The organism is Bacillus sp. 5B6 (assembly GCF_000259405.1).
In the GTDB taxonomy this organism is placed as follows: domain Bacteria; phylum Bacillota; class Bacilli; order Bacillales; family Bacillaceae; genus Bacillus; species Bacillus velezensis.
On sequence record NZ_AJST01000001.1, the window covers coordinates 1624586 to 1645999 of the forward strand.

Annotated in this window: 15 protein-coding genes and 4 pseudogenes; 12 read left to right on the forward strand and 7 right to left on the reverse strand. The window is 39.3% G+C overall.

The window, feature by feature from the left end; genetic code table 11:
* The first annotated feature begins 78 nt into the window (after positions 1 to 78).
* The 3 genes and pseudogenes from glnR to MY7_RS19895 form a co-directional block, all read left to right on the forward strand.
* The gene (glnR, locus tag MY7_RS07640) at positions 79 to 483 is read left to right on the forward strand and encodes a transcriptional repressor GlnR (protein WP_007611631.1); all 405 of its coding nucleotides are present in this window, start codon (positions 79 to 81) and stop codon (positions 481 to 483) included.
* A 57-nt stretch (positions 484 to 540) separates the two neighbouring features.
* Complete coding sequence (glnA, locus tag MY7_RS07645; RefSeq protein WP_007410365.1) at positions 541 to 1875, forward strand: type I glutamate--ammonia ligase; 1335 nt, start codon at positions 541 to 543, stop codon at positions 1873 to 1875.
* Between the two features lie 291 nt (positions 1876 to 2166).
* Positions 2167 to 2285: pseudogene (locus MY7_RS19895) on the forward strand (DNA polymerase); the annotation flags it as partial.
* A 148-nt stretch (positions 2286 to 2433) separates the two neighbouring features.
* Here the strand turns inward: MY7_RS19895 and MY7_RS07650 are convergent.
* Both MY7_RS07650 and MY7_RS20145 read right to left on the reverse strand, forming a co-directional pair.
* Positions 2434 to 2982 (reverse strand): hypothetical protein, encoded by a 549-nt coding sequence (locus MY7_RS07650; protein ID WP_007611645.1) that lies wholly within the window; start codon positions 2980 to 2982, stop codon positions 2434 to 2436.
* Positions 2983 to 3083: 101 nt separating this feature from the next.
* Positions 3084 to 3330: pseudogene (locus MY7_RS20145) on the reverse strand (transglycosylase); the annotation flags it as partial.
* Positions 3331 to 3530: 200 nt separating this feature from the next.
* On the opposite strand from MY7_RS20145, the gene MY7_RS07655 reads away from it, so the two are divergent.
* Complete coding sequence (locus tag MY7_RS07655; RefSeq protein WP_007611647.1) at positions 3531 to 4205, forward strand: hypothetical protein; 675 nt, start codon at positions 3531 to 3533, stop codon at positions 4203 to 4205.
* 346 nt (positions 4206 to 4551) lie between these two features.
* On the opposite strand, the pseudogene MY7_RS19140 reads toward MY7_RS07655, so the two are convergent.
* Positions 4552 to 5062 (reverse strand): annotated as a pseudogene (locus tag MY7_RS19140) (tyrosine-type recombinase/integrase); the annotation flags it as partial.
* A 464-nt stretch (positions 5063 to 5526) separates the two neighbouring features.
* Between MY7_RS19140 and MY7_RS07670 the strand changes: the two are divergent.
* Positions 5527 to 6918: an MFS transporter gene (locus MY7_RS07670; protein ID WP_007611656.1), complete on the forward strand. Its 1392-nt coding sequence runs from the start codon at positions 5527 to 5529 to the stop codon at positions 6916 to 6918.
* A gap of 42 nt (positions 6919 to 6960) precedes the next feature.
* Positions 6961 to 8562 carry a xylan 1,4-beta-xylosidase gene (gene xynB / locus MY7_RS07675; RefSeq protein WP_029325922.1) on the forward strand — a complete coding sequence of 534 codons (1602 nt, stop codon included), beginning with the start codon at positions 6961 to 6963 and terminating at the stop codon, positions 8560 to 8562.
* Positions 8563 to 8705: 143 nt separating this feature from the next.
* Here xynB and xylR read toward each other — a convergent pair whose 3' ends face one another.
* Positions 8706 to 9860, reverse strand: coding sequence for a transcriptional repressor XylR (xylR, locus tag MY7_RS07680; RefSeq protein ID WP_029325923.1), 1155 nt, complete (start codon positions 9858 to 9860; stop codon positions 8706 to 8708).
* A gap of 263 nt (positions 9861 to 10123) precedes the next feature.
* Between xylR and xylA the strand changes: the two genes are divergently transcribed.
* The 3 genes from xylA (at position 10124) to ppsA (ending at position 15868) form a co-directional block, all read left to right on the forward strand.
* On the forward strand, positions 10124 to 11461 hold the full coding sequence (xylA, locus tag MY7_RS07685) for a xylose isomerase (RefSeq protein WP_007611662.1): 1338 nt from the start codon (positions 10124 to 10126) through the stop codon (positions 11459 to 11461).
* Positions 11462 to 11596: 135 nt separating this feature from the next.
* Positions 11597 to 13096: a xylulokinase gene (gene xylB / locus MY7_RS07690; RefSeq protein WP_007611663.1), complete on the forward strand. Its 1500-nt coding sequence runs from the start codon at positions 11597 to 11599 to the stop codon at positions 13094 to 13096.
* A gap of 174 nt (positions 13097 to 13270) precedes the next feature.
* Entirely contained in the window at positions 13271 to 15868 is a 2598-nt protein-coding gene (ppsA, locus tag MY7_RS07695; RefSeq protein WP_029325924.1) for a phosphoenolpyruvate synthase, read from the forward strand.
* A gap of 536 nt (positions 15869 to 16404) precedes the next feature.
* On the opposite strand, the gene MY7_RS19145 is transcribed toward ppsA, so the two are convergent.
* On the reverse strand, positions 16405 to 16503 hold the full coding sequence (locus MY7_RS19145) for a YjcZ family sporulation protein (RefSeq protein ID WP_003154037.1): 99 nt from the start codon (positions 16501 to 16503) through the stop codon (positions 16405 to 16407).
* Between the two features lie 513 nt (positions 16504 to 17016).
* On the reverse strand, positions 17017 to 17439 hold the full coding sequence (locus MY7_RS07705; protein WP_007611669.1) for a hypothetical protein: 423 nt from the start codon (positions 17437 to 17439) through the stop codon (positions 17017 to 17019).
* Between the two features lie 352 nt (positions 17440 to 17791).
* On the opposite strand from MY7_RS07705, the gene MY7_RS07710 reads away from it, so the two are divergent.
* The 3 genes and pseudogenes from MY7_RS07710 to MY7_RS07720 all read left to right on the forward strand — a co-directional run bounded on the left by MY7_RS07710 (position 17792) and on the right by MY7_RS07720 (position 20062).
* Positions 17792 to 17977 carry a hypothetical protein gene (locus tag MY7_RS07710; RefSeq protein ID WP_007611670.1) on the forward strand — a complete coding sequence of 62 codons (186 nt, stop codon included), beginning with the start codon at positions 17792 to 17794 and terminating at the stop codon, positions 17975 to 17977.
* 606 nt (positions 17978 to 18583) lie between these two features.
* Positions 18584 to 19497 (forward strand): annotated as a pseudogene (locus tag MY7_RS07715) (helix-turn-helix transcriptional regulator).
* Between the two features lie 64 nt (positions 19498 to 19561).
* Positions 19562 to 20062, forward strand: a complete 501-nt coding sequence (locus MY7_RS07720) for a DinB family protein (protein WP_007611671.1) — start codon at positions 19562 to 19564, stop codon at positions 20060 to 20062.
* Between the two features lie 150 nt (positions 20063 to 20212).
* Here MY7_RS07720 and adhP read toward each other — a convergent pair whose 3' ends face one another.
* A complete protein-coding gene (gene adhP, locus MY7_RS07725; RefSeq protein WP_029325925.1) occupies positions 20213 to 21229 on the reverse strand; it encodes an alcohol dehydrogenase AdhP in 1017 nt (338 codons plus the stop codon).
* Positions 21230 to 21414 lie beyond the last annotated feature (185 nt).

Here is a 21414-nt window from a genome sequence, read left to right on the forward strand (position 1 = left end):
AAGATTCCTTACATTGTGTTGACACAAAATATAACATCACCTATAATGAGACTAAGATAAGAAAAGGAGGAAATTGAGATGAGTGATAACATTCGCCGCTCAATGCCTTTATTTCCAATTGGGATTGTCATGCAGTTAACAGAACTTTCTGCCCGGCAAATTCGATATTATGAGGAAAATGGATTGATATTTCCAGCGAGAAGCGAAGGAAATAGACGATTATTTTCATTCCATGATGTAGATAAACTGTTAGAAATCAAAAATCTGATTGAACAAGGCGTCAATATGGCGGGGATCAAACAAATTCTGGATAAGGCATCTGCCGAACCGGAAGAAAAATCCGAAAAAACCGCCAAACCGATGAAGCACGATCTGTCTGATGACGAACTCAGAAAGCTTCTGAAAAACGAACTGATGCAGGCAGGCCGTTTCCAGCGGGGAAATACTTTCCGCCAAGGTGACATGTCCCGATTCTTTCATTAATCCGTTAGCAACTGTTTTGCTATATACATTTACCTTTTAGAGGAGGAGTTTTACGAAATGGCAAAGTACACAAGAGAAGACATCGTAAAATTAGTAAATGAGGAAAACGTAAAGTATATCCGCCTTCAATTCACAGACATTCTCGGAACGATTAAAAACGTGGAAATTCCTGTGAGCCAGCTTGAAAAAGCACTTGATAATAAATGCATGTTCGACGGTTCTTCCATCGAAGGTTTCGTCCGTATCGAAGAGTCTGATATGTACTTATATCCTGATCTGAACACATTTGTAATCTTCCCATGGACGGCTGAAAAAGGTAAAGTAGCACGCTTCATCTGTGACATTTACAATCCGGACGGCACGCCGTTCGAAGGTGACCCGCGTAACAACCTCAAACGGATTCTGAAAGAAATGAAAGAACTCGGTTTCAGCGATTTCAATCTTGGACCTGAGCCTGAATTCTTCCTGTTTAAATTAGATGAAAAAGGCGAACCGACGCTTGAATTGAACGATAAAGGCGGATACTTCGACCTGGCTCCGACTGACTTGGGAGAAAACTGCCGCCGCGATATCGTGCTTGAGCTTGAAGAAATGGGCTTTGAAATCGAAGCATCTCACCATGAAGTTGCTCCGGGACAGCACGAAATCGATTTTAAATATGCCGGTGCCATCCGTTCTTGTGACGACATCCAAACTTTCAAATTGGTTGTCAAAACGATCGCCCGCAAACACGGTCTGCATGCGACATTCATGCCAAAACCGCTGTTCGGCGTAAACGGTTCCGGTATGCACTGCAACCTATCACTCTTTAAAGATAGCGTTAACGCATTCTTTGATAAAGACGCTGATCTTCAGCTGAGTGAAACAGCAAAACATTTCATTGCCGGTATCGTAAAACACGCGACAAGCTTTACGGCTGTCACAAACCCGACAGTGAACTCTTACAAACGCCTTGTTCCGGGCTATGAAGCACCTTGCTACGTGGCATGGAGCGCGCAAAACAGAAGCCCGCTGATCCGTATTCCGGCTTCCCGCGGCATCAGTACGCGTGTTGAAGTCCGCAGCGTAGACCCGGCGGCAAACCCGTACCTGGCGTTAAGCGTATTGCTTGCAGCAGGCCTTGACGGAATCAAAAATAAACTTGAAGCACCGGCTCCGATTGACCGCAACATCTACGTCATGAGCAAAGAAGAGCGCATGGAAAACGGCATCGTAGACCTTCCGGCGACACTGGCGGAAGCTCTCGACGAATTCAAATCAAACGAAGTCATGGTTGCAGCGCTCGGCGAGCACCTGTTCGAACACTTCATCGAAGCAAAAGAAATCGAATGGGATATGTTCCGCACACAGGTTCATCCGTGGGAGCGCGAACAATACATGTCTCAATATTAATCTCTCAATCCCTTGGCACTATTGGTGTCAGGGGATTTTTTGATTTTGGTCATAAGATTTAAAGAACAATATTTTTGGTCCTTGACCAAAATATGACCAAAAAAATTTGAAGTTATGAATCTAACTCTACAGCAGAATTCTAAATTGATCCTGCTTATAGTCATCATGTAACATTGGTTTATTCTCGAATTTGTTCTTGTAAAGCAGCAGAAAGAGAAGGCTGGTGGCGCACGATACCGGACACCGGCGGCGGGTAACGCACATCGTAAAGATGGGTATTTATCGATCTTGCTTGATCAGCAGTTAAGCTTGTTTGAAAAAGATAATGAAAAAAGGAGAAAACTTGAATTTGTGATGGACGGAACAAGAAATAATACAGATCAAAAGCGATCTTACAAGCTGTTTCTTAAACACCTGAGGCACTGCATTGCATTGGACCAGGTTTGATAGGTGAACATAAGAATTAAAAAATGAAAATCAAGTATTTAAAAAAGACCTCCAACATTCAGAGGTCTTTTTCTTATTCGACTTAAAGAGTTATTGATATACGGATATTGATTAAGATTTATGTTTTCTATACATTTTGTTACAGACATATATGATTAAAATAAACAGAGCATTATACAAAATAGTAGTGGTGAGATATTGAGTTCCTGTGACGCCCTTATAACTCCACTCAGGGTCTTTTTTTATATCAAATATATATCCTTTGTCATCTGCTGTTTGAAGTGTGATATATGTATCGCTGCCCTTGGATTTTGTGATATTCACCCCGTAATCAATGAAGTTTGTATCATTATAATGAATGGGTAGGGAAGAATAATCAGCAAATAATTGTTTTATTAGATTAGAAGGCACAGAAATATAAAGTTTTATCGAATCATCGCCTCCTAAACTCGTTAGATATTCTTCTGCTTTTATAAAGCGGGTTTTATCTGGAAAATGTATATTGAAATTTCTTTGAAATTTTGCAATATCAGAAGAAGAAATGTTGTTTTTTTGATAATATTCCGGAGCGCCAAAGGAATTAAAGAGATGCCAACCATTAAAAACTAAAAAAGCAGTACCTATAAAAATAAATAAAAAAACCTTGAAGAGCTTTTTCACTCTATTCACCTCTTAAGAATTGTAACATATTCTTGTTTTGATTTTTTGTAAACCAATAATAAGATAGGATCCCCTTCAAAACAAAAGAAAGGGGATAGGTGTTTAATTTGTTGCTTATTAACAGTACCACCAGCATTTCTGGTAACCGTTGTCGTTTCTTTAACTGTTTGATTGAAGGATTTAAGATGTTTTTGATAAGTGTCAATAAAGCAGAGGCATCAATATTGGTCTTTTAATTAAGGGAATTTAGCTTTTTCTCTAAAAATTCAATTTGCTGATTTAACTGTTCAACAGTCTTTGAGGAGGTATCAGCTTGGGGGTGAGAATGATCTTTAAATCTTGACTCAAATATAGGTCATATCCTTTTAATTTGGTTAATTGGCACATACAAAAAATCTTAAATTATTATGCGAGCGCACTTTTACTTTCATATCATAGTGTTTTTGTATCCTACGAAGAGATAATTCATATAAAAGCTCAACCGAAATCATGTTTTTTAATCATGTTTAATACGTTATACTGTGTATAGGAAAAGTTTGGAGGCTACAATGAAAAAATTATTACTAAGTGCACTTTTAATTTGCTTACTATTCGGATGCTCTAATCAAGAAGCCGAGTCTAAAAAAACAGATAAGAATTTAGCTGAAAATAATAACATTAAAAAACATAATTTGAATGATAAAGATTGGCGTTTTATAAATTTAATTAAAGGTAACAAATTTGACCAAGTTATAAAAGAAACTAGAGATTCCAATGATGATTTCACAAAAGATTATTATTTTATTGCTTCTGCATATAAGAAAATAAAATTCTTAGAAAGCAAAGAAGTATCTGTTGACAATTATTATACTTATTCTTATATTGACGCTATGTTAGACAAAGTGATCTATGTTAAAAGTCATGACAGTTTGAATTTTAAGAAAGTCAAAGAAAGCAATAGAAAAAAATTAAAATCGCTAGAGGAATCAAAGAAAATCGCTGATGAAAAAAGGGAAAATGAAATTGAGAAAGAAGAGAAAATTAAAGAAATCAATGAGCGAACAGAAGATCCTCAAAATGTGAAAATTGGAATGACACCTGAAGAGGTTTTGACTAATGGCTGGGGAAGACCTTTGAGAGTTAAGACGATCATAAATCAAAAAAGGACATTGGAGCAATGGGTTTACAAAGGAAACAAGTATCTTTACTTTGAAGACGGTGTTTTAGACTCGATATCATATTAAGCAATCTTAAACGATTTTTAATTTTGACAGTAATCAGAGTTGTTGAATTTTAAAAATAATCAAAATCCCTCTTGTTTTAGGAATCTTGATTCTGCATAAAAGAGGGATTTCATAAAGAGTGCTACCTAAAGCAAATCAATTGATATGTCTCCCAACAGGCTTTTCTTAATCTTTCCGTATTCAAGTTTACCGGTACTTGCGTTGTAAACAAGAACTTTACCATCACTGATTTTGGATTCATCAATCTGTTTAGACCCGAATTGATTCTTATCTGCTTTAGTATCAAGCAACCTAGTTAATTCAGCAACAGCTTCAGGACAATTCATTAATTTGCTGTTGTATATTCTCAATTGAACTTTGGTGAGGATTGAAGAGACGAGAAAATTTGATTCTTTTCTTCTTTAAAATCACGAAGGTCGTAATGCTTAATTGTTGTAGAAACGTCATTATGCTGTGCAACATATTTACTCACGAGCTCGATCTTAATTTTCTTGACGTCAAGAAGGTAAGTAATACAGGAGGCCTTAAAAAGGTGGGGGTTAATGAGGCGGCCGAGGATATCAGAAAGAACATCAGAACAAAAATAGTCAGCTTAACCCTCTGACATTTGTCTTGGTTGGCCAATGTACTGTGTAGTAAATAGATACTCGTGGTCATATCCACATTGTTCATGTCAAATCTTTAAGTATTCCAGAGCTTCGGTTTTAATCGTAGTCAAGAGGTTTTCCTTTGCATTTTCCTTTTTCAAGAACTTTGTGAGCCATGACAATCCTCAGTTATCTCATAATTTAGGATTTCAGTTTTAAACTGAATGATTTCAGCTCTTCTGGCCCTATATTATAAACCGTTGTTGGCCATAGGGGAGATTGTGTATGACAAGTGGAATAGCTCAACGGCTTGAATCCAAAGGGAATACAGTGTGAAATTGCTGAAGAGAATCAATCAATTTATTTCAGACCGATTTAAATTCTCTGAAAAAAGAGTTGAAAAAGCAGAAAAGATTTTATAATATGAAATCAAGTTAGTTTGTTCGATCAACAAACTAATGAAACCACTTTAATTGTTCATCATGTAAAGGTTTTAAATGGGAGGGGGATAAGAGGCTCGATTTAATTGGAGGTATATAAAAAGCGAAAGCCAAGCTTTTATCCTGTTCACTGCTATCTGATCACCATTGGGATGTTGAAAATGCTCTGTGAAAGTAAACCGCTGTCATTTTTTGAAAGCGCTTTTATATGCCGCTCACTGGCCGATAATTTTAAAGAAAATGTTATACCATTCATCATGTTCCTTATGTAAAGGATCGAAAAGGGGAGAAATCATGCTCAGTGAAAATGTAAAGAAGATCAGCATGGTTGAAAAAGTTGGATATGCGTCTGGAGATTTTGCTTGTAATTTAATTTATGCAACAGTGTCTACGTATCTTTTGTTCTTCTATACAGATGTTTTTGGTTTATCGGCAGCAACAGCCGGTACGATGTTTTTAGTGGTTAGAATCATCGACGCTCTCGCTGATCCTTTTATCGGAACAATAGTTGACAGAACAAATAGCAGGTTTGGCCGCTTTAGACCGTATCTTTTATTCGGAGCTTTTCCCTTTGTCATATTGGCAATACTCTGTTTTACAACCCCGGATTTTTCGGATACGGGGAAATTAATATATGCCTATATCACCTATGTCGGCTTATCGCTTACATACACCATGATAAACGTGCCATATGGCGCGTTAACATCTGCTATGACCAGAAATAATCAAGAAGTTGTTAGTATAACGTCTGTCCGTATGTTATTTGCGAATCTTGGGGGACTTGTCGTTGCATTTTTTGTTCCCTTAGTGGCTGCTTATTTAAGCGATACTTCCGGCAGCGAATCTCTTGGCTGGCAGCTAACCATGGGTATTATGGGGGTTATAGGCGGGTGTCTTTTAATCTTTTGTTTTAAAAGCACAAAAGAGCGTGTCACGCTTCAAAAATCCGAAGAAAAAATTAAATTTTCGGATATATTTGAGCAGTTTCGTGTTAATCGGCCTCTAGTTGTATTAAGTATTTTCTTTATTATTATTTTTGGAGTGAATTCAATCAGTAATTCGGTTGGCATCTATTACGTAACGTATAATTTAGAAAGAGCGGATTTAGTGAAGTGGTACGGTTTGTTGGGAAGTTTGCCTGCTTTGGTCATTTTACCGTTTATTCCAAAGCTTCATCAATTATTAGGGAAGAAGAAATTACTAAATTATGCATTATTACTGAATATGATCGGCCTCTTAGCTTTACTGTTTGTTCCGCCAAGTAATGTATACCTCATACTTGTCTGTCGATTAATCGCCGCTGCCGGAAGTCTCACTGCCGGGGGATATATGTGGGCGCTTATTCCTGAAACAATAGAATATGGAGAGTATAAGACCGGGAAAAGAATGGGCGGTCTCATATACGCTATTATCGGATTTTTCTTTAAATTCGGCATGGCCTTGGGAGGGGTTGTACCGGGTTTGGTTCTAGATCAGTTTGGATATGTGGCAAATCAGGTGCAAACGCCGGAGGCATTGACGGGAATTTTAATTACAACAACCATTATTCCCGTGTTCTTACTGGTTCTGGCTATGATTGATATTAATTTCTATAACTTAGATGAGAAAAAATATAAAAGCATGGTTCGAGAATTAGAGAATAGAGACAAAGTTTATTTGGATCATATTGACGATTTCAAAGCTTAAAACATGATGAGTCAACAGAAAATAGCTGAGGAGGAGTTCAAAATGAAGATTATCAATCCAGTACTTAAAGGATTCAACCCCGATCCGAGTATTTGCAGGGTTGGAGAGGATTATTATATCGCTGTATCTACATTTGAGTGGTTTCCGGGAGTCCAGATACACCACTCAAAAGATTTAGTCAATTGGCAGTTGGTTGCACATCCATTACAGAGAGTATCGCAATTAGACATGAAAGGAAACCCTAACTCAGGCGGGGTCTGGGCGCCATGTTTAAGTTACAGTGACGGAAAGTTTTGGCTGATCTATACGGATGTTAAGGTCGTAGATGGCGCCTGGAAAGATTGCCACAATTATTTAGTGACTTGTGACACGATTAATGGTGAGTGGGGGGAGCCGATTACATTAAACAGCTCGGGATTTGATGCTTCTTTGTTCCATGATACGGATGGGAAAAAATATTTATTAAATATGTTATGGGATCAGCGTATTGATCGGCACTCCTTTGGAGGCATTGTCATGCAGGAATATTCTGATAAGGAGCAAAAACTAATCGGCAAACCGAAAGTGATTTTTAAAGGAACTGAAAGAAAGCTGACAGAAGCGCCGCACCTTTACCGTATCGGGAACTATTATTATTTATTAACCGCAGAAGGAGGAACGCGGTTCGAACACGCTGCTACAATTGCCCGTTCTGCAAATATTGAAGGCCCATATGAAGTTCATCCTGATAATCCTATCTTAACGTCATGGCATGCGCCGGAAAATCCGCTGCAAAAATGCGGACATGCATCCATTGTACAAACACATACAGATGAGTGGTATTTAGCCCATTTAACGGGACGTCCCATTCATCCGGACGATGATTCAATTTTTCAACAGAGAGGATATTGTCCTCTAGGCAGAGAAACAGCTATTCAAAAGCTCTATTGGAAAGATGAATGGCCTTATGTAGCAGGCGGAAAAGAAGGGAGCTTGGAAGTGGATGCGCCTTCTATACCAGAAACAATGTTTGAAGACACGTATCCGGAAGTTGATGAATTTGAGGATACAACATTAAATATTAATTTTCAAACGTTAAGAATTCCGTTTGCGGAGAAATTAGGATCATTAACTCAAGTGCCAAATCATTTACGATTATACGGCCATGAATCCTTAACTTCGACATTTACTCAGGCATTTGTAGCCAGACGCTGGCAAAGTCTCCATTTTGAAGCGGAAACGGCTGTTGCGTTTTATCCGGAAAATTTTCAGCAAGCCGCTGGTTTGGTGAACTATTACAATACAGAGAATTGGACGGCTCTTCAAGTCACGTATGATGAAGAACTTGGCCGTATTCTTGAATTAACGATATGTGATAACTTTTCTTTTTCACAGCCATTAAAAAATAAAATTGTGATTCCTCGTGAAGTCAAGTATGTCTATTTAAAAGTGAATATTGAAAACGAAAAATATTATTATTTGTATTCATTTAACAAAGAAGATTGGCACAAAATCGACATTGCATTGGAATCGAAAAAATTATCAGATGATTACATCCGCGGAGGAGGATTCTTTACAGGAGCTTTTGTTGGGATGCAGTGCCAAGATACGAGCGGTCATCATATTCCGGCCGACTTCAGATATTTTCGTTATAAAGAAAAATAATTAGCACATGAAAAAGGAGATTTCTATTTTAGAACTCCTTTTTCATATTAGAAGGTGCCTATGTCAGTATTGATTCAGAAATACTTCTAGAATAAAAAAACCCATCTTTAAAGATGAGCGTAAAACATAGAAGTATGTACATTTCAGTTATGAACCATGTCGAGAAAATGATCAATAACAATGGAGGACATTCCTAGAGCAGGGGCATTTTTTCCTAAGATAGATGGTAATAATTCATAGCTATTGTCTAGTTGGGAATAAACCCTGGATGACACTTCACTTTTAATTGAATGTAAAACCATAGGATGCGATTCAATGATGCTGTTTCTTAAAATGATGGCTTGCGGATTAAATGTATTTAAAATATTGGTCAGGCCTATTCCTAAATAGAAACCAAAATTCTGTAATGCCTGTAAAGTTCCAACATCATTTAGATGGGCGAGGTCTATGATATCTTGGCTGGACACTTTTTTCTCTTTCGTCTGAAGAGATGTTACTAAAGCCTTCTCTGAAGCATACAATTCCCAGCAGCCTCGGTTTCCGCAGCTGCATTTAGGACCCTTAAAGTCTATTGTCATATGTCCCATTTCTCCAGAGAATCCGCCAACCCCTCTATATAAATGATTGTTGATCATAACGCCGATCCCTATCCCTGTACCGATACTTGCATAAATAATGTTATCGTGATTTTTTGCAGCACCAAATACTTTTTCTCCATATGCGCCGGCATTTGCCTCATTTTCAATAAAAACGGGCACATTGAACTTCTTTTGGATGAAAGATTTTAAGTCAATATCTCTCCAGTTGGAGTTCGGAGCGAAAACAATTTTTTGATTTTTGTCAATCAGCCCGGGCGCGCATATCCCTATACCAATAAGACCGTATGGAGATTGCGGCATATTTGCAATAAAGTGATGAATCATCTCAATTAAAATATCTTTAGTGATTTCTGGAGAATTGCATTCCAAATGATGGTGTTGATCAAGGACGATCGTCCCTTCAAGATCTGTTAAAATGCCATTAACATAATCCACGCCAACATCTATTCCTACGGAGTATCCTGCTTTTTTATTAAAAACAAGCATGACGGGTCTTCTGCCGCCGCTTGATTGTCCCTGACCTATTTCAAATACGAGGTTTTCTTTCATTAATGTGTTTACCTGTGACGAAACAGTTGATTTATTTAATCCGGTCATCTCAGATAATTTTGCTCTTGAAATAGGAGAATTCTTAAGTATTTCGTTTAGTAATAACTTTTGGTTAACTTTTTTGACAAAGGCTTGATCAGCGATATCCACTTCATCCACTCCATTTGTATAATCTTTAAATTAAGTTGAACGTTCTGTGTTATCGTGCGAAACGCAGTACATAGCGAATCCAACCTTTATTATATCTAATGTGTTCGTAAAAAACTAAAAAAAATATTGAAAATACTGATGAGGTTATATAAGATGAAAATAAGTTAGTTTGTTTGGGCAACAAACTAATGTGCAACATGACATAAAAGCATTTGTATTTGAATGATCATGTTTAGAATTTATTTTTAAGGGGGAAATCACACATGGCTCACTCTCATTCCGGTTCAGTCAACTATTTTGAAAGCGCAAACAAAGTGATTTACGAAGGGAAAGAATCCACGAATCCTTTAGCATTTAAATACTATAATTCTCAAGAAGTAATTGGCGGAAAAACGATGAAAGAGCATTTGCGATTTTCTATTGCCTATTGGCATACATTTACCGCTGACGGCACAGATATTTTTGGCGCAGCTACGATGCAGAGACCGTGGGATCACTATAAAGGCATGGATCTGGCGAGAGCGAGGGTAGATGCAGCATTTGAGCTGTTTGAAAAACTGGATGCGCCATTTTTTGCTTTTCATGACCGGGATATCGCACCGGAAGGAAGTACGTTAAAAGAGACAAATCAAAATCTGGATATAATCGTGGACATGATAAAAGACTACATGAGAACCAGCGGCGTTAAGTTATTATGGAATACTGCAAACATGTTTACGAATCCCCGTTTCGTCCATGGTGCGGCGACTTCTTGTAACGCAGATGTATTTGCGTATGCCGCAGCCCAAGTAAAAAAAGGATTAGAAACAGCAAAAGAGCTTGGCGCCGAGAACTATGTATTTTGGGGCGGACGTGAAGGGTACGAAACTTTGTTAAATACCGATTTAAAATTTGAGCTTGATAATATGGCCAGATTTATGCATATGGCAGTGGATTATGCGAAGGAAATCGGGTATACAGGGCAGTTTTTGATTGAACCAAAACCAAAAGAGCCGACCACCCATCAATATGATACGGACGCAGCAACAACAATTGCCTTTTTAAAGCAATATGGCTTAGACAATCATTTTAAATTAAATCTCGAAGCCAATCATGCCACATTAGCCGGGCATACATTCGAACATGAATTACGCCTGGCGAGAGTGCATGGCCTTCTTGGCTCTGTTGACGCGAATCAGGGTGATCCGCTTTTAGGCTGGGACACAGATGAATTTCCGACAGATTTATATTCTGCGACATTAGCAATGTACGAAATTCTGCAAAATGGCGGTCTTGGAAGCGGAGGATTAAACTTTGACGCAAAGGTCAGGAGATCTTCTTTTGAGCCTGATGATTTACTATATGCCCATGTTGCAGGGATGGATACATTTGCAAGAGGGTTGAAAGCCGCCCACAAATTAATCGAAGATCGTGTGTTTGAAGATGTGATTCAACACCGTTACCGCAGCTTTACTGAAGGGATTGGTCTTGAAATTGCAGAAGGAAGAGCTGATTTTAAGACACTTGAGCAATATGCGCTGAACAATCAGCCAATTAAAAATGAATCAGGGAGACAGGAGCGGTTAAAAGCGATATTAAATCAATACATTTTAGAGGTATAACAAATGAAAAAAGAAGCTCCAGATCCCGCTGTGAAAAGATGCAGGCAGCCAAGTTCCCGGAATTGCCCGTCATGAAGTTACTGTTATGGCGGGCAATTCCAATGGGGATCTAATTAGAGAGGAAGGAGTGAAAAAATGAAGTATGTCATTGGAATAGACCTTGGAACGAGTGCCGTTAAAACCATTTTAGTCAATCAAAACGGCAAGATTTGTGCAGAAACGTCCAAAAGTTACCCGCTCATCCAAGAGAAGGCGGGATATAGTGAGCAAAATCCTGAAGACTGGGTGCAGCAAACAATTGAAGCATTGGCTGAATTGGTTTCGATATCCAACGTTCAAGCCGGGGATATTGAGGGGATTAGCTATTCGGGACAAATGCATGGGTTAGTACTGCTTGACCAAGATCGGCGGGTGCTGCGTCATGCGATTCTTTGGAATGATACCAGAACGACGCCTCAATGTAGCAGGATTACCGAGACATTTGGCGATCATCTGCTTGATATCACAAAAAACCGTGTCCTTGAAGGGTTTACATTACCTAAAAGTTTATGGGTGAAGGAACATGAGCCTGAACTTTTTAACAAAACCGCTGTTTTTTTGCTTCCGAAAGACTACGTGAGATTCCGCATGACTGGCGCCATTCACACCGAATACTCCGATGCGGCGGGAACGTTACTTTTACATATGACCCGCAAAGAGTGGAGCGATGAGATTTGCAATCAATTTGGTATTTCAGCGGAAATTTGTCCTCCGCTTGTTGAATCCCATGATTGTGTAGGATCGCTGCTTCCGAGCGTTGCGGCGGAGACTGGGCTGTTGGAAAAAACAAAAGTGTACGCCGGGGGAGCAGACAATGCTTGCGGTGCTGTCGGAGCCGGTATTCTTTCTTCCGGAAAAACATTATGCAGTATCGGGACGTCAGGAGTCATACTTTCCTGTGAAGAAGACAAAGAAAGGGACTTTAAAGGGAAAGTGCACTTTTTTAATCATGGAAAGAAGGATTCTTTTTATACGATGGGAGTCACGCTCGCTGCAGGGTACAGCTTGGACTGGTTTAAAAGAACGTTTGCGCCGAACGAATCGTTTGAACAATTATTGCAGGGAGTAGAATCTGTTCCGATAGGAGCAAATGGACTGCTGTACACTCCTTATTTGGTCGGTGAAAGAACGCCGCATGCTGATTCATCTATTCGGGGAAGCTTGATCGGAATGGACGGAGCCCATAAAAGAGAGCACTTTTTGAGGGCGATAATGGAAGGCATCACATTCTCTTTATATGAATCAATTGAGCTATTCCGCGAAGCGGGAAAATCAGTTGATACGGTTGTCTCTATTGGCGGGGGAGCTAAAAATGAAACGTGGCTTCAAATGCAGGCTGATATTTTCAATACGAGGGTGGTTAAGTTAGAGAATGAACAAGGTCCCGCCATGGGGGCTGCGATGTTAGCTGCCTTCGGAAGCGGGTGGTTTGACTCTCTTGAAGAATGCGCAGAGCAGTTCATTCATGAAGCAGCTGCATTTTATCCAAAAGAACAAAATGTTCAAAAATATAAAACACTATTCGAGTTGTATAAGAACATTTACGTTCACACAAAAGATCTCAACACAGCTTTAAAGAGCTTTAGACAAAAATAAAGAAAGAACCTCGCCAAATTGGCCAGGTTCTTTTTATATTGCACAAAAACAGACACGGTGATATAATCAGAACACGCGCGCTTTCTGTGTGAAAAGTCATAGTTATCCATCTTACATTATGATTATATCATGCTGAAAAGCTCTTGTCAAATTTTTTTGAAGGGGAGATATAGAATGAGTTCTTTGGTTCTCGGCATTCACGAAATTGAAAAAACACAGCCTTTGCTCGTTGGAGGAAAAGGGTTACATTTAGGGGAATTATCAAAAATTCAAGGAATACAAGTACCGGAAGGATTTTGTGTCACAACCGCAGGATATCAAAAAGCCATTGAACAAAACGAAACGTTACAAGCGCTGTTGGATCAACTGACCATGCTGAAAGTGGAGAATCGCGATCAAATTGGTGTAGTCAGCAAAAAAATCCGGCAAACCATTATGGAAGCAGAAATTCCTTCAGATGTAGTCAAAGCAGTTGCTTGCCATCTCTCCCAGTTCGGCGAAGAACATGCCTATGCCGTACGTTCCAGTGCGACAGCTGAGGATTTACCGCATGCTTCTTTTGCCGGTCAACAAGACACCTATTTAAATATTACCGGGGTCGATGCGATCTTGCAGCATATCAGTAAATGTTGGGCGTCCCTATTTACGGATCGCGCGGTCATTTACCGTATGCAAAATGGGTTTGATCACAGCCAAGTTTATTTATCCGTTATCATTCAAAGGATGGTGTTCCCTCAGGCTTCGGGGATTTTATTTACCGCTGATCCGATGACCGGAAACCGAAAGCTGCTGTCCATCGATGCCGGTTTTGGACTTGGTGAAGCACTTGTCTCCGGCTTAGTCTCTGCCGATTGTTATAAAGTACAGGACCGGCAAATCGTCGATAAGAGAATAGAAACTAAAAAATTGGCTATCTATGGACGAAAAGAAGGCGGAACGGAAACACAGGAGATCGCTCTTGATCAGCAAAAGATTCAAACACTGACTGATGAACAAATTTTACAGCTGGCACGTATCGGGAGACAGATCGAAGCTCATTTCGGCCAGCCGCAAGATATCGAATGGTGTTTGGACCGCAATACTTTTTATATTGTCCAAAGCCGGCCGATCACAACGTTATACCCCGTTCCTGAAGCGAACGATCAAGAAAATCACGTCTATATCTCTGTTGGTCATCAGCAAATGATGACGGATCCCATAAAACCCCTTGGATTGTCATTTTTTCTGTTGACGACTGCTGCACCCATGCGTAAAGCCGGCGGAAGGCTATTCGTTGATGTCACACATCAACTGGCATCTCCTAATGTCAGAGAAGTTTTCTTAAAAGGCATGGGGCAGCACGATCCGCTCTTAAAAGACGCACTTATGACCATAATAGAGCGAGATGATTTCATTAAGCCGATACCTGATAAAACGGCACCGATTACCGGCAAAGGCAATGCAGATATGCCGGAACAAGCTGAAAACGATCCGGCAATTGTTTCTGATTTGATTAAGAGCAGTCAAGCATCGATAGAAGAGTTAAAACAAAATATCCAGACGAAATCAGGATCTGATTTATTTCGTTTTATTTTGGAAGATATCCAGGAATTAAAGAAGATTTTATTTAACCCAAAAAGTTCGGTGTTGATTCGAACTGCAATGGATGCTTCATCATGGATTAACGAAAAAATGAACGAGTGGTTAGGTGAAAAAAACGCAGCAGATACGCTTTCTCAATCTGTATCCCATAATATTACTTCAGAAATGGGGCTTGCGCTATTGGACGTCGCCGATGTGATCCGCCCTTATCCAGAAGTAATTGCCTATTTAGAGAATGTAAAAGATGATCACTTTTTGGATGGGCTGGTGACGTTTGAAGGCGGGCGGGAAACCCGTGACGCTATCTATACTTATCTCAACAAGTACGGAATGCGATGTGCCGGAGAAATTGATATGACAAGAACTCGATGGAGCGAAAAACCAACTGCACTTGTCCCTATGATTCTTAATAATCTCAAAAACTTTGAGCCAAATGCCAGCCAGCGGAAATTTGAGCAAGGGCGGCAGGAGGCATTGAAGAAAGAACAAGAGTTATTAGACCGATTGAAGCAATTACCGGATGGTGAACAAAAAGCCAAAGAAACCAAACGAATGATCCGCATCATCCGGAACTTCAGCGGGTTCAGAGAATATCCAAAATACGGCATGATCAGCCGCTACTTCGTTTATAAGCAGGCTTTACTGAAAGAAGCCGAACAACTCGCAGAAGCGGGCGTTATTCATGAAAAAGAGGACATATACTATCTCACTTTTGAAGAACTTCAGGAAGTCGTACGCACACATAAATTGGATTACCAAATCATCAGCACACGAAAAGGCGAGTACCAAGTATATGAAAAACTATCTCCGCCGCGTGTTATCACATCTGACGGTGAAATCGTTACAGGCGAGTACAAACGAGAAAATCTCCCGGACGGAGCGATTGCAGGGCTGCCCGTTTCCTCGGGAGTCATAGAGGGGAGGGCACGGGTTATTTTAAACATGGAAGATGCTGATTTGGAAGATGGGGATATATTAGTTACCCCTTATACTGATCCCAGCTGGACACCATTGTTTGTATCCATAAAAGGCCTGGTCACTGAAGTTGGCGGACTGATGACCCATGGAGCGGTTATCGCGCGTGAATACGGCTTACCTGCAGTTGTCGGAGTTGAAAATGCAACCCAATTGATAAAAGATGGGCAGCGAATACGCGTTCATGGAACAGAAGGCTCTATTGAAATATTATAATAGCGGGGGTGTGCAGCACGTCACCAGATATTTCCCGCATTTTAACTAAAAAAGACCGGAACCTCTTAAAGGAGGAATCCGGTTTTTTTATGTGAAAATGACTTAATGTGTGAACACCGTATTTTGTGGGCGGACCCTTTTTAAATGAGTGTGGAAGGCCGCTAAGATACCAAACAAATAAGATTCAGTGACTAAATCTAACGAATGACAATTTTATAAGGGTGAGTAATATCCTTTTTAAGTTCACAACATCTGTAATCCTGATGAATTAAAAACGCCTTAGTTTTTTAACAACTATTTAGGGGTTTTGTTCATGAACAAGTTTTTATTCCGAATTGGATTGTTCGCCTCATTCTTCATAGCGGCAATATTGGCGCAGGCAGGGGAGGAAACGCTCCCGCTTACCAGAGCAAAAATAAAAAATGGTTATCTTAGATGGATTTTTTTAAAAAGTAAAAACGCCATAAAACTTCTTATGGCGTCTGTCCGAACTAAGGGATGCAATGTTTGGGAGACGAATATAAATCGTCAATGTGCTAGAAAAGGAATGCAGCACCTACAATGATTAACAAAATGAACAGCACAACGATCAATACGAAAGAACTTCCACCGTAATTTCCACCGTAGTTCCCCATATTATTGCCACCTCCTGTTGTTAGGATAGTACATAATATGCCGGAAGATAAATTTCGACATAGATTTAAGTCTAAATAAGAAAAAATGGATGTTATGTCTAAAATGAAGAGCTTCTAAAACAATAAAATAATGGGAGGTTAACTGAAAGAGAGAAATGGATTGGACGGTTTGCTGTTTAAAGAGGAGGGATATGGCTAAACATGCAATAAAACTGTGTATGAAAGTGGTGAGCCATGAAGTTACTTCATCATGCAGAGCCACATACGAAGAGGTACAGGGAAATTATAGTTAACGAAAATATTCATCATTTCCCGGGCAAGCGCAGTATACGACAAATCAAAACAAATCACAAAGGGACGGAAGGTACGATACAAGGAGGCTGCTTGCGGGTTTGTGATGCCGATAAAGTTTCCGTTTCAAAAAGGTCATATGTTTATTCGAAACTTTACGTTTATTCCTGCAGAAGGCTTGTAAAAGAAAGTCGGCAAAACTGCCGACTTTCCTAACGGAATTTAAATCTCAACAGATCTAAAGAAACCATCGACACTATCACCGGTGCCGCTATCATATTTCAGGATGTATTCTCCTTTTTGGTTAACGCTGAATTCTTGAATGAACGTTTTCCCTGCATTTAATGTCGTAGAGGATAAGAGTGTATTTCCATTAGGATAATTAATGGTGAATTTGAAAGATTTGCTGCCGTCATTCGCAACAAAAACTCTGATTTTTCCTGGAGAGCTGCCTTGATAGTTGAATGAAACCTTACCGGTACCGCCAGAAAAAGGCTGACAGGCAATATACGGAGCGTCACATGACCAACCAGCAGGTTTCATAACTTTATCTGGATTTGGCAAGGATTTTGCAGAAACATCTGCAGTCCCCATTAATGGAATTAACCCAAAAGCAAGAGCGCCGGCAATAACTTTCTTTTTCATTCGTATTCCTCCTCTTAATAGTGAATGTGATACAGCTGTAAATTTACAATATTTATAAAATAATTCCTTCTTTTTCAAATTTAGAGAAGAAGAAAAAATTTTAAGAGGACAAATAAATGTCACAAATTTACAATTCGTACACTGCAGTAAACTGGTCAAAGCATGAAGATGATTTCACTTAAAATGAAAAAGCGGCCTATTGGGTGGGGTATATTTGTAGGCAACGATGACCGGGGCGGCTGCGGATCAACTGAAACGAAGTATATTCCCAGGCAAGGAGTATTTCTTTAACGTGAAACTTTTATAAAGCATTAACGTATTACTTTATAAAGGTAAATAAGGAGGCTTCTGAATGGGATTGAAAAATTTCTTTAATATTGAGTTAAAATGCTCTATCTGCGGAAAAACATTAAAATCAGGGGATGAGATAACAGCTTATCTTACACTTCCGAGTGAGAATAAGATGCCTGTGGGGAGAATGGATAAAGTGTTAAGCAAACACTCTGATAAGGTCTGCTGTAAAAAGTGCAGTGAGTAGGTTTTTAGTGTTATGAGGAACCTCTGGCGGGTTTCCTCATAACAAATATCAACCAATTAAATTAGAAAAAAGCGAAATTGTGATGATTAAAGTAGATAAAGAACTGAGGGATACCAAAGGGATCATTTTTCGTTTACTTTGTTTTTTTGAAGGTTTGTTTAGCTCGTGGATCACTGCACCCCATAAAAGCATGGATGCTAAAATGATAAGACTCATATGTAACAACACTCCCTTGTTTTTATGAATTTTACCATATTTATCACAAGGATGTCGATAGAACGAACATCTCTATAAAAAGAAGATTTTTATCTAAAGTTGTTGAGAGATTCAGTGAACTATTATGTAGATTAAATTGGGCCTCAAATTACTCAGTGAAGATGAAGCTGTATACATAAGCAAAGGTTCAACATGCGTTTTATTGAATATCAGATGAAGCGATAGAAGGGTTTATCGGGGTCGCAAAGTATATGGTAATTCGCGTATTATGCGGTTGGGTGGAAAAATTAAGCTTTCTGCGTGGTATCTTGAAGTGACAGGAGGTGAGCGGCATAAATGTGTCAGAGCAAAAAGAGCACTTCCAACCCTAATAAGGAAAGGAATTGAGAATTGAAATTAGAACGTTTGTTATCAATCATATTCAAGCTCTTACATAATGAAATTTTATCTGCTTCCAGTTTAGCTGATGAATTTCAAGTATCAACGCGGACAATTTATAGAGACATCGAAGCGATTTGTGCAGCTGGAATACCAGTCGTTTCATACCAAGGGGCTAACGGCGGTTTTGGGATAATGAGAGGATACAAATTTGATAAAAGTTTAATCGGTTCTCATGATGTATTGAATTTAATTACAGTATTAAGCAGTTTGTCGAGTGTTTTTGAAGATAAGGAAGTTGAACACACGATAGATAGATTAAAATCTCTGGATACAAGCGAAAACAGCAGGACGTTGTATGTTAACTTGGAAAGCCTTAGAACAGAACCGAATTCATTAATCCGGCTGCGAAAAGCTATACAGGAAAAAAAGGCAGTACGCTTTGATTATGTCAGTAATAAAAATGAATTTACATCACGTGAAGTAGAACCTATCCACCTTCATTATAAGTTTCGTAATTGGTATGTATATGGCTTCTGCAGAGAACGTCAAGATGATAGAGAATTTAGAGTATCACGTATGATGAATATAACGCTTACTCAAGAAGAGTTTTTGCGCAGTCACAAAGTGAAAGATGATTCATCTTATTCAGACTCCAATGCGGAAGGGTTTGAGGATGTTGTTATTTGGGTTGATCCCAATTCTCTGGCAAAGCTTTAGATCAATTTCAGAACGCGTCTAAAGTCATGAACAGTGATAGAAGTATGACGTTTACCATTTCTGTTTATCAGCCTCTGCATGCCGGATGGCTTATATCAATTCTCTTAAGCTTTGGCAGCGGAGCTAAAATGATAAAACCGGTGCAGCTGCAATCAAAATTGATCGCTGAAGCCAAAAAAATAATGAAAGTTTATCAAGATGTATGACGATGTGCTGTCATATATCTTTTTTTATAATCATAAGTATCAACTTTAAAGGAGAAGATGTTATATGAACCATGCAAAAAATATGTATCAGTACCATGTTTGGGCGAATAAAGCATTATTAGAAAGAATAAAGGAATTACCAAGTAATGTTCTTTATGAAGAGGTTCGCAGTTCATATCCTACAATTGCTCAAACGTTCAGTCACATCTGCGCGGTGGATGCTGTGTGGCTGCAAGTACTTAAAGGAATAGACATGCAGGAAGCAGTGGAAGGTTCTGCGGCTTATGCGGAAAGGACTCATTTATATTCTGCAGATGAATTTGCGGCGTCTTATGAAGAACTGGCTTCACAGTTTGAAGAATGGATGAATAGCCAAACAGATTTAGAACAAAAAATGAACTTAAATAATCCTTGGTTAGGTTACAGAGAAACTGCTTACTCAGAAATTTTATTCCATGTTGCCAATCACGGAACTTATCATCGGGGCAGCATAACAACTATGTTAAGACAGCAGGGCTACGCTTCAGCAATGAATGACCTTGCATTATATTGGTATCAGGGTTAGTTCAGAGAGTACTTGCAAAATGAATAACCGCTGAATGGTCTGTAGAGCTTCTTTTCTGAACTAAATGACAAAGTCTCATTCAGTCTGGGTGGGGCGCTGAGCAAGAATAGAGATCAAAGGCTGCCGTATCATTCCCGGCAGCCTTAATGATTAGGAAGTAAAATCGATAACCATGCGGCCGGTCACTTTGCCTTGCTCCATTTCTTCAAAAATATCATTCACATCTTCAATCGGGCGTTTTGTCACTTTAGGTACAACTTTACCGTCTGCAGCAAATTGAAAAGCTTCCTTCAGGTCTTCTCTGGTACCCACTAATGAACCTACTACCTGAATTCCATCTAACACGAGACGGGGAATATCTAAATCCATTTTGTCCACCGGTAAACCGACAGCGACTACACGGGCTCCTGCTTTTACAACATCAATCGCTTGGTTGAAAGGGGTTTTGGAGACAGCCGTGATGACCACAGCATCAAGCCCTAAATCGTTAGTCACTTCTTTTGCCTTAGCGACGGGGTCTTCGTTTAAACTGTTTACAACCGCATCAGCGCCTAAGCTCTTAGCAAAATTCAGTTTTTCATCGCTAATGTCGAAAGCAATTACTTTAGCGTTAAAGACATTTTTTGCATATTGAACAGCTAAGTTGCCTAAACCTCCGACTCCAAATACACCGATCCATTGACCTGGCTTAATTTCACTGACTTTAACGGCTTTATAAGTTGTTACACCTGCACAAGTAATGCTGCTTGCTGCTGCAGGGTCTAAATTTTCCGGCACCTTTATTGCATAATCAACCGCTACGATTGCTTCTTCAGCCATTGCGCCGTCAACTGTATAGCCGGAATTTTTTACATCGCGGCACAAGGTTTCACGGCCAGTTAAGCAATATTCACAGCAGCCGCAGCTTTCAAACATCCAGGCAATAGAGACGCGGTCGCCCTTTTTCAAACTTGTTACACCTTCACCAATCTCAGTTACAATGCCTATTCCCTCATGACCTAAAGTGACGCCTGTAACATCACCGAAATCAGCATTTTTAACATGTAAGTCAGTATGACATACACCACAGTATTCCATCTTAACTTTGGCTTCACCATGTCGCAAAGGACGTAATTCTTTTTGTACGATCGCTATACTTTTGTCTTTTGTTGCTACTACTGCTTTCACGTCATACACCCCTTTTTATTATTGGCAGAAAATTGTTACTTATCTTACAATTTAGCACATCGCTCTTGTTTTGAAAACCCTTACATTATTTTACGGACAAGTGTTTCTGCAAAAATTTGTGGGAGCTATGCAGGAAAGATCCTTTGGATGATTTGTCGTCTCCAAATGCACAGAATTTACATAGT

Excerpts from the sequence above, each read along its gene's own strand:
- xynB (WP_029325922.1), top strand. The coding sequence starts at position 6,961 with ATGAAGATTATCAATCCAGTACTTAAAGGATTCAACCCCGATCCGAGT.
- glnR (WP_007611631.1), top strand. The coding sequence starts at position 79 with ATGAGTGATAACATTCGCCGCTCAATGCCTTTATTTCCAATTGGGATT.
- glnA (WP_007410365.1), top strand. The coding sequence starts at position 541 with ATGGCAAAGTACACAAGAGAAGACATCGTAAAATTAGTAAATGAGGAA.
- ppsA (WP_029325924.1), top strand. The coding sequence starts at position 13,271 with ATGAGTTCTTTGGTTCTCGGCATTCACGAAATTGAAAAAACACAGCCT.
- MY7_RS07710 (WP_007611670.1), top strand. The coding sequence starts at position 17,792 with ATGGGATTGAAAAATTTCTTTAATATTGAGTTAAAATGCTCTATCTGC.
- xylA (WP_007611662.1), top strand. The coding sequence starts at position 10,124 with ATGGCTCACTCTCATTCCGGTTCAGTCAACTATTTTGAAAGCGCAAAC.
- MY7_RS07655 (WP_007611647.1), top strand. The coding sequence starts at position 3,531 with ATGAAAAAATTATTACTAAGTGCACTTTTAATTTGCTTACTATTCGGA.
- MY7_RS07670 (WP_007611656.1), top strand. The coding sequence starts at position 5,527 with ATGCTCAGTGAAAATGTAAAGAAGATCAGCATGGTTGAAAAAGTTGGA.
- xylB (WP_007611663.1), top strand. The coding sequence starts at position 11,597 with ATGAAGTATGTCATTGGAATAGACCTTGGAACGAGTGCCGTTAAAACC.
- MY7_RS07720 (WP_007611671.1), top strand. The coding sequence starts at position 19,562 with ATGAACCATGCAAAAAATATGTATCAGTACCATGTTTGGGCGAATAAA.
- MY7_RS19145 (WP_003154037.1), bottom strand. The coding sequence starts at position 16,503 with ATGGGGAACTACGGTGGAAATTACGGTGGAAGTTCTTTCGTATTGATC.
- MY7_RS07705 (WP_007611669.1), bottom strand. The coding sequence starts at position 17,439 with ATGAAAAAGAAAGTTATTGCCGGCGCTCTTGCTTTTGGGTTAATTCCA.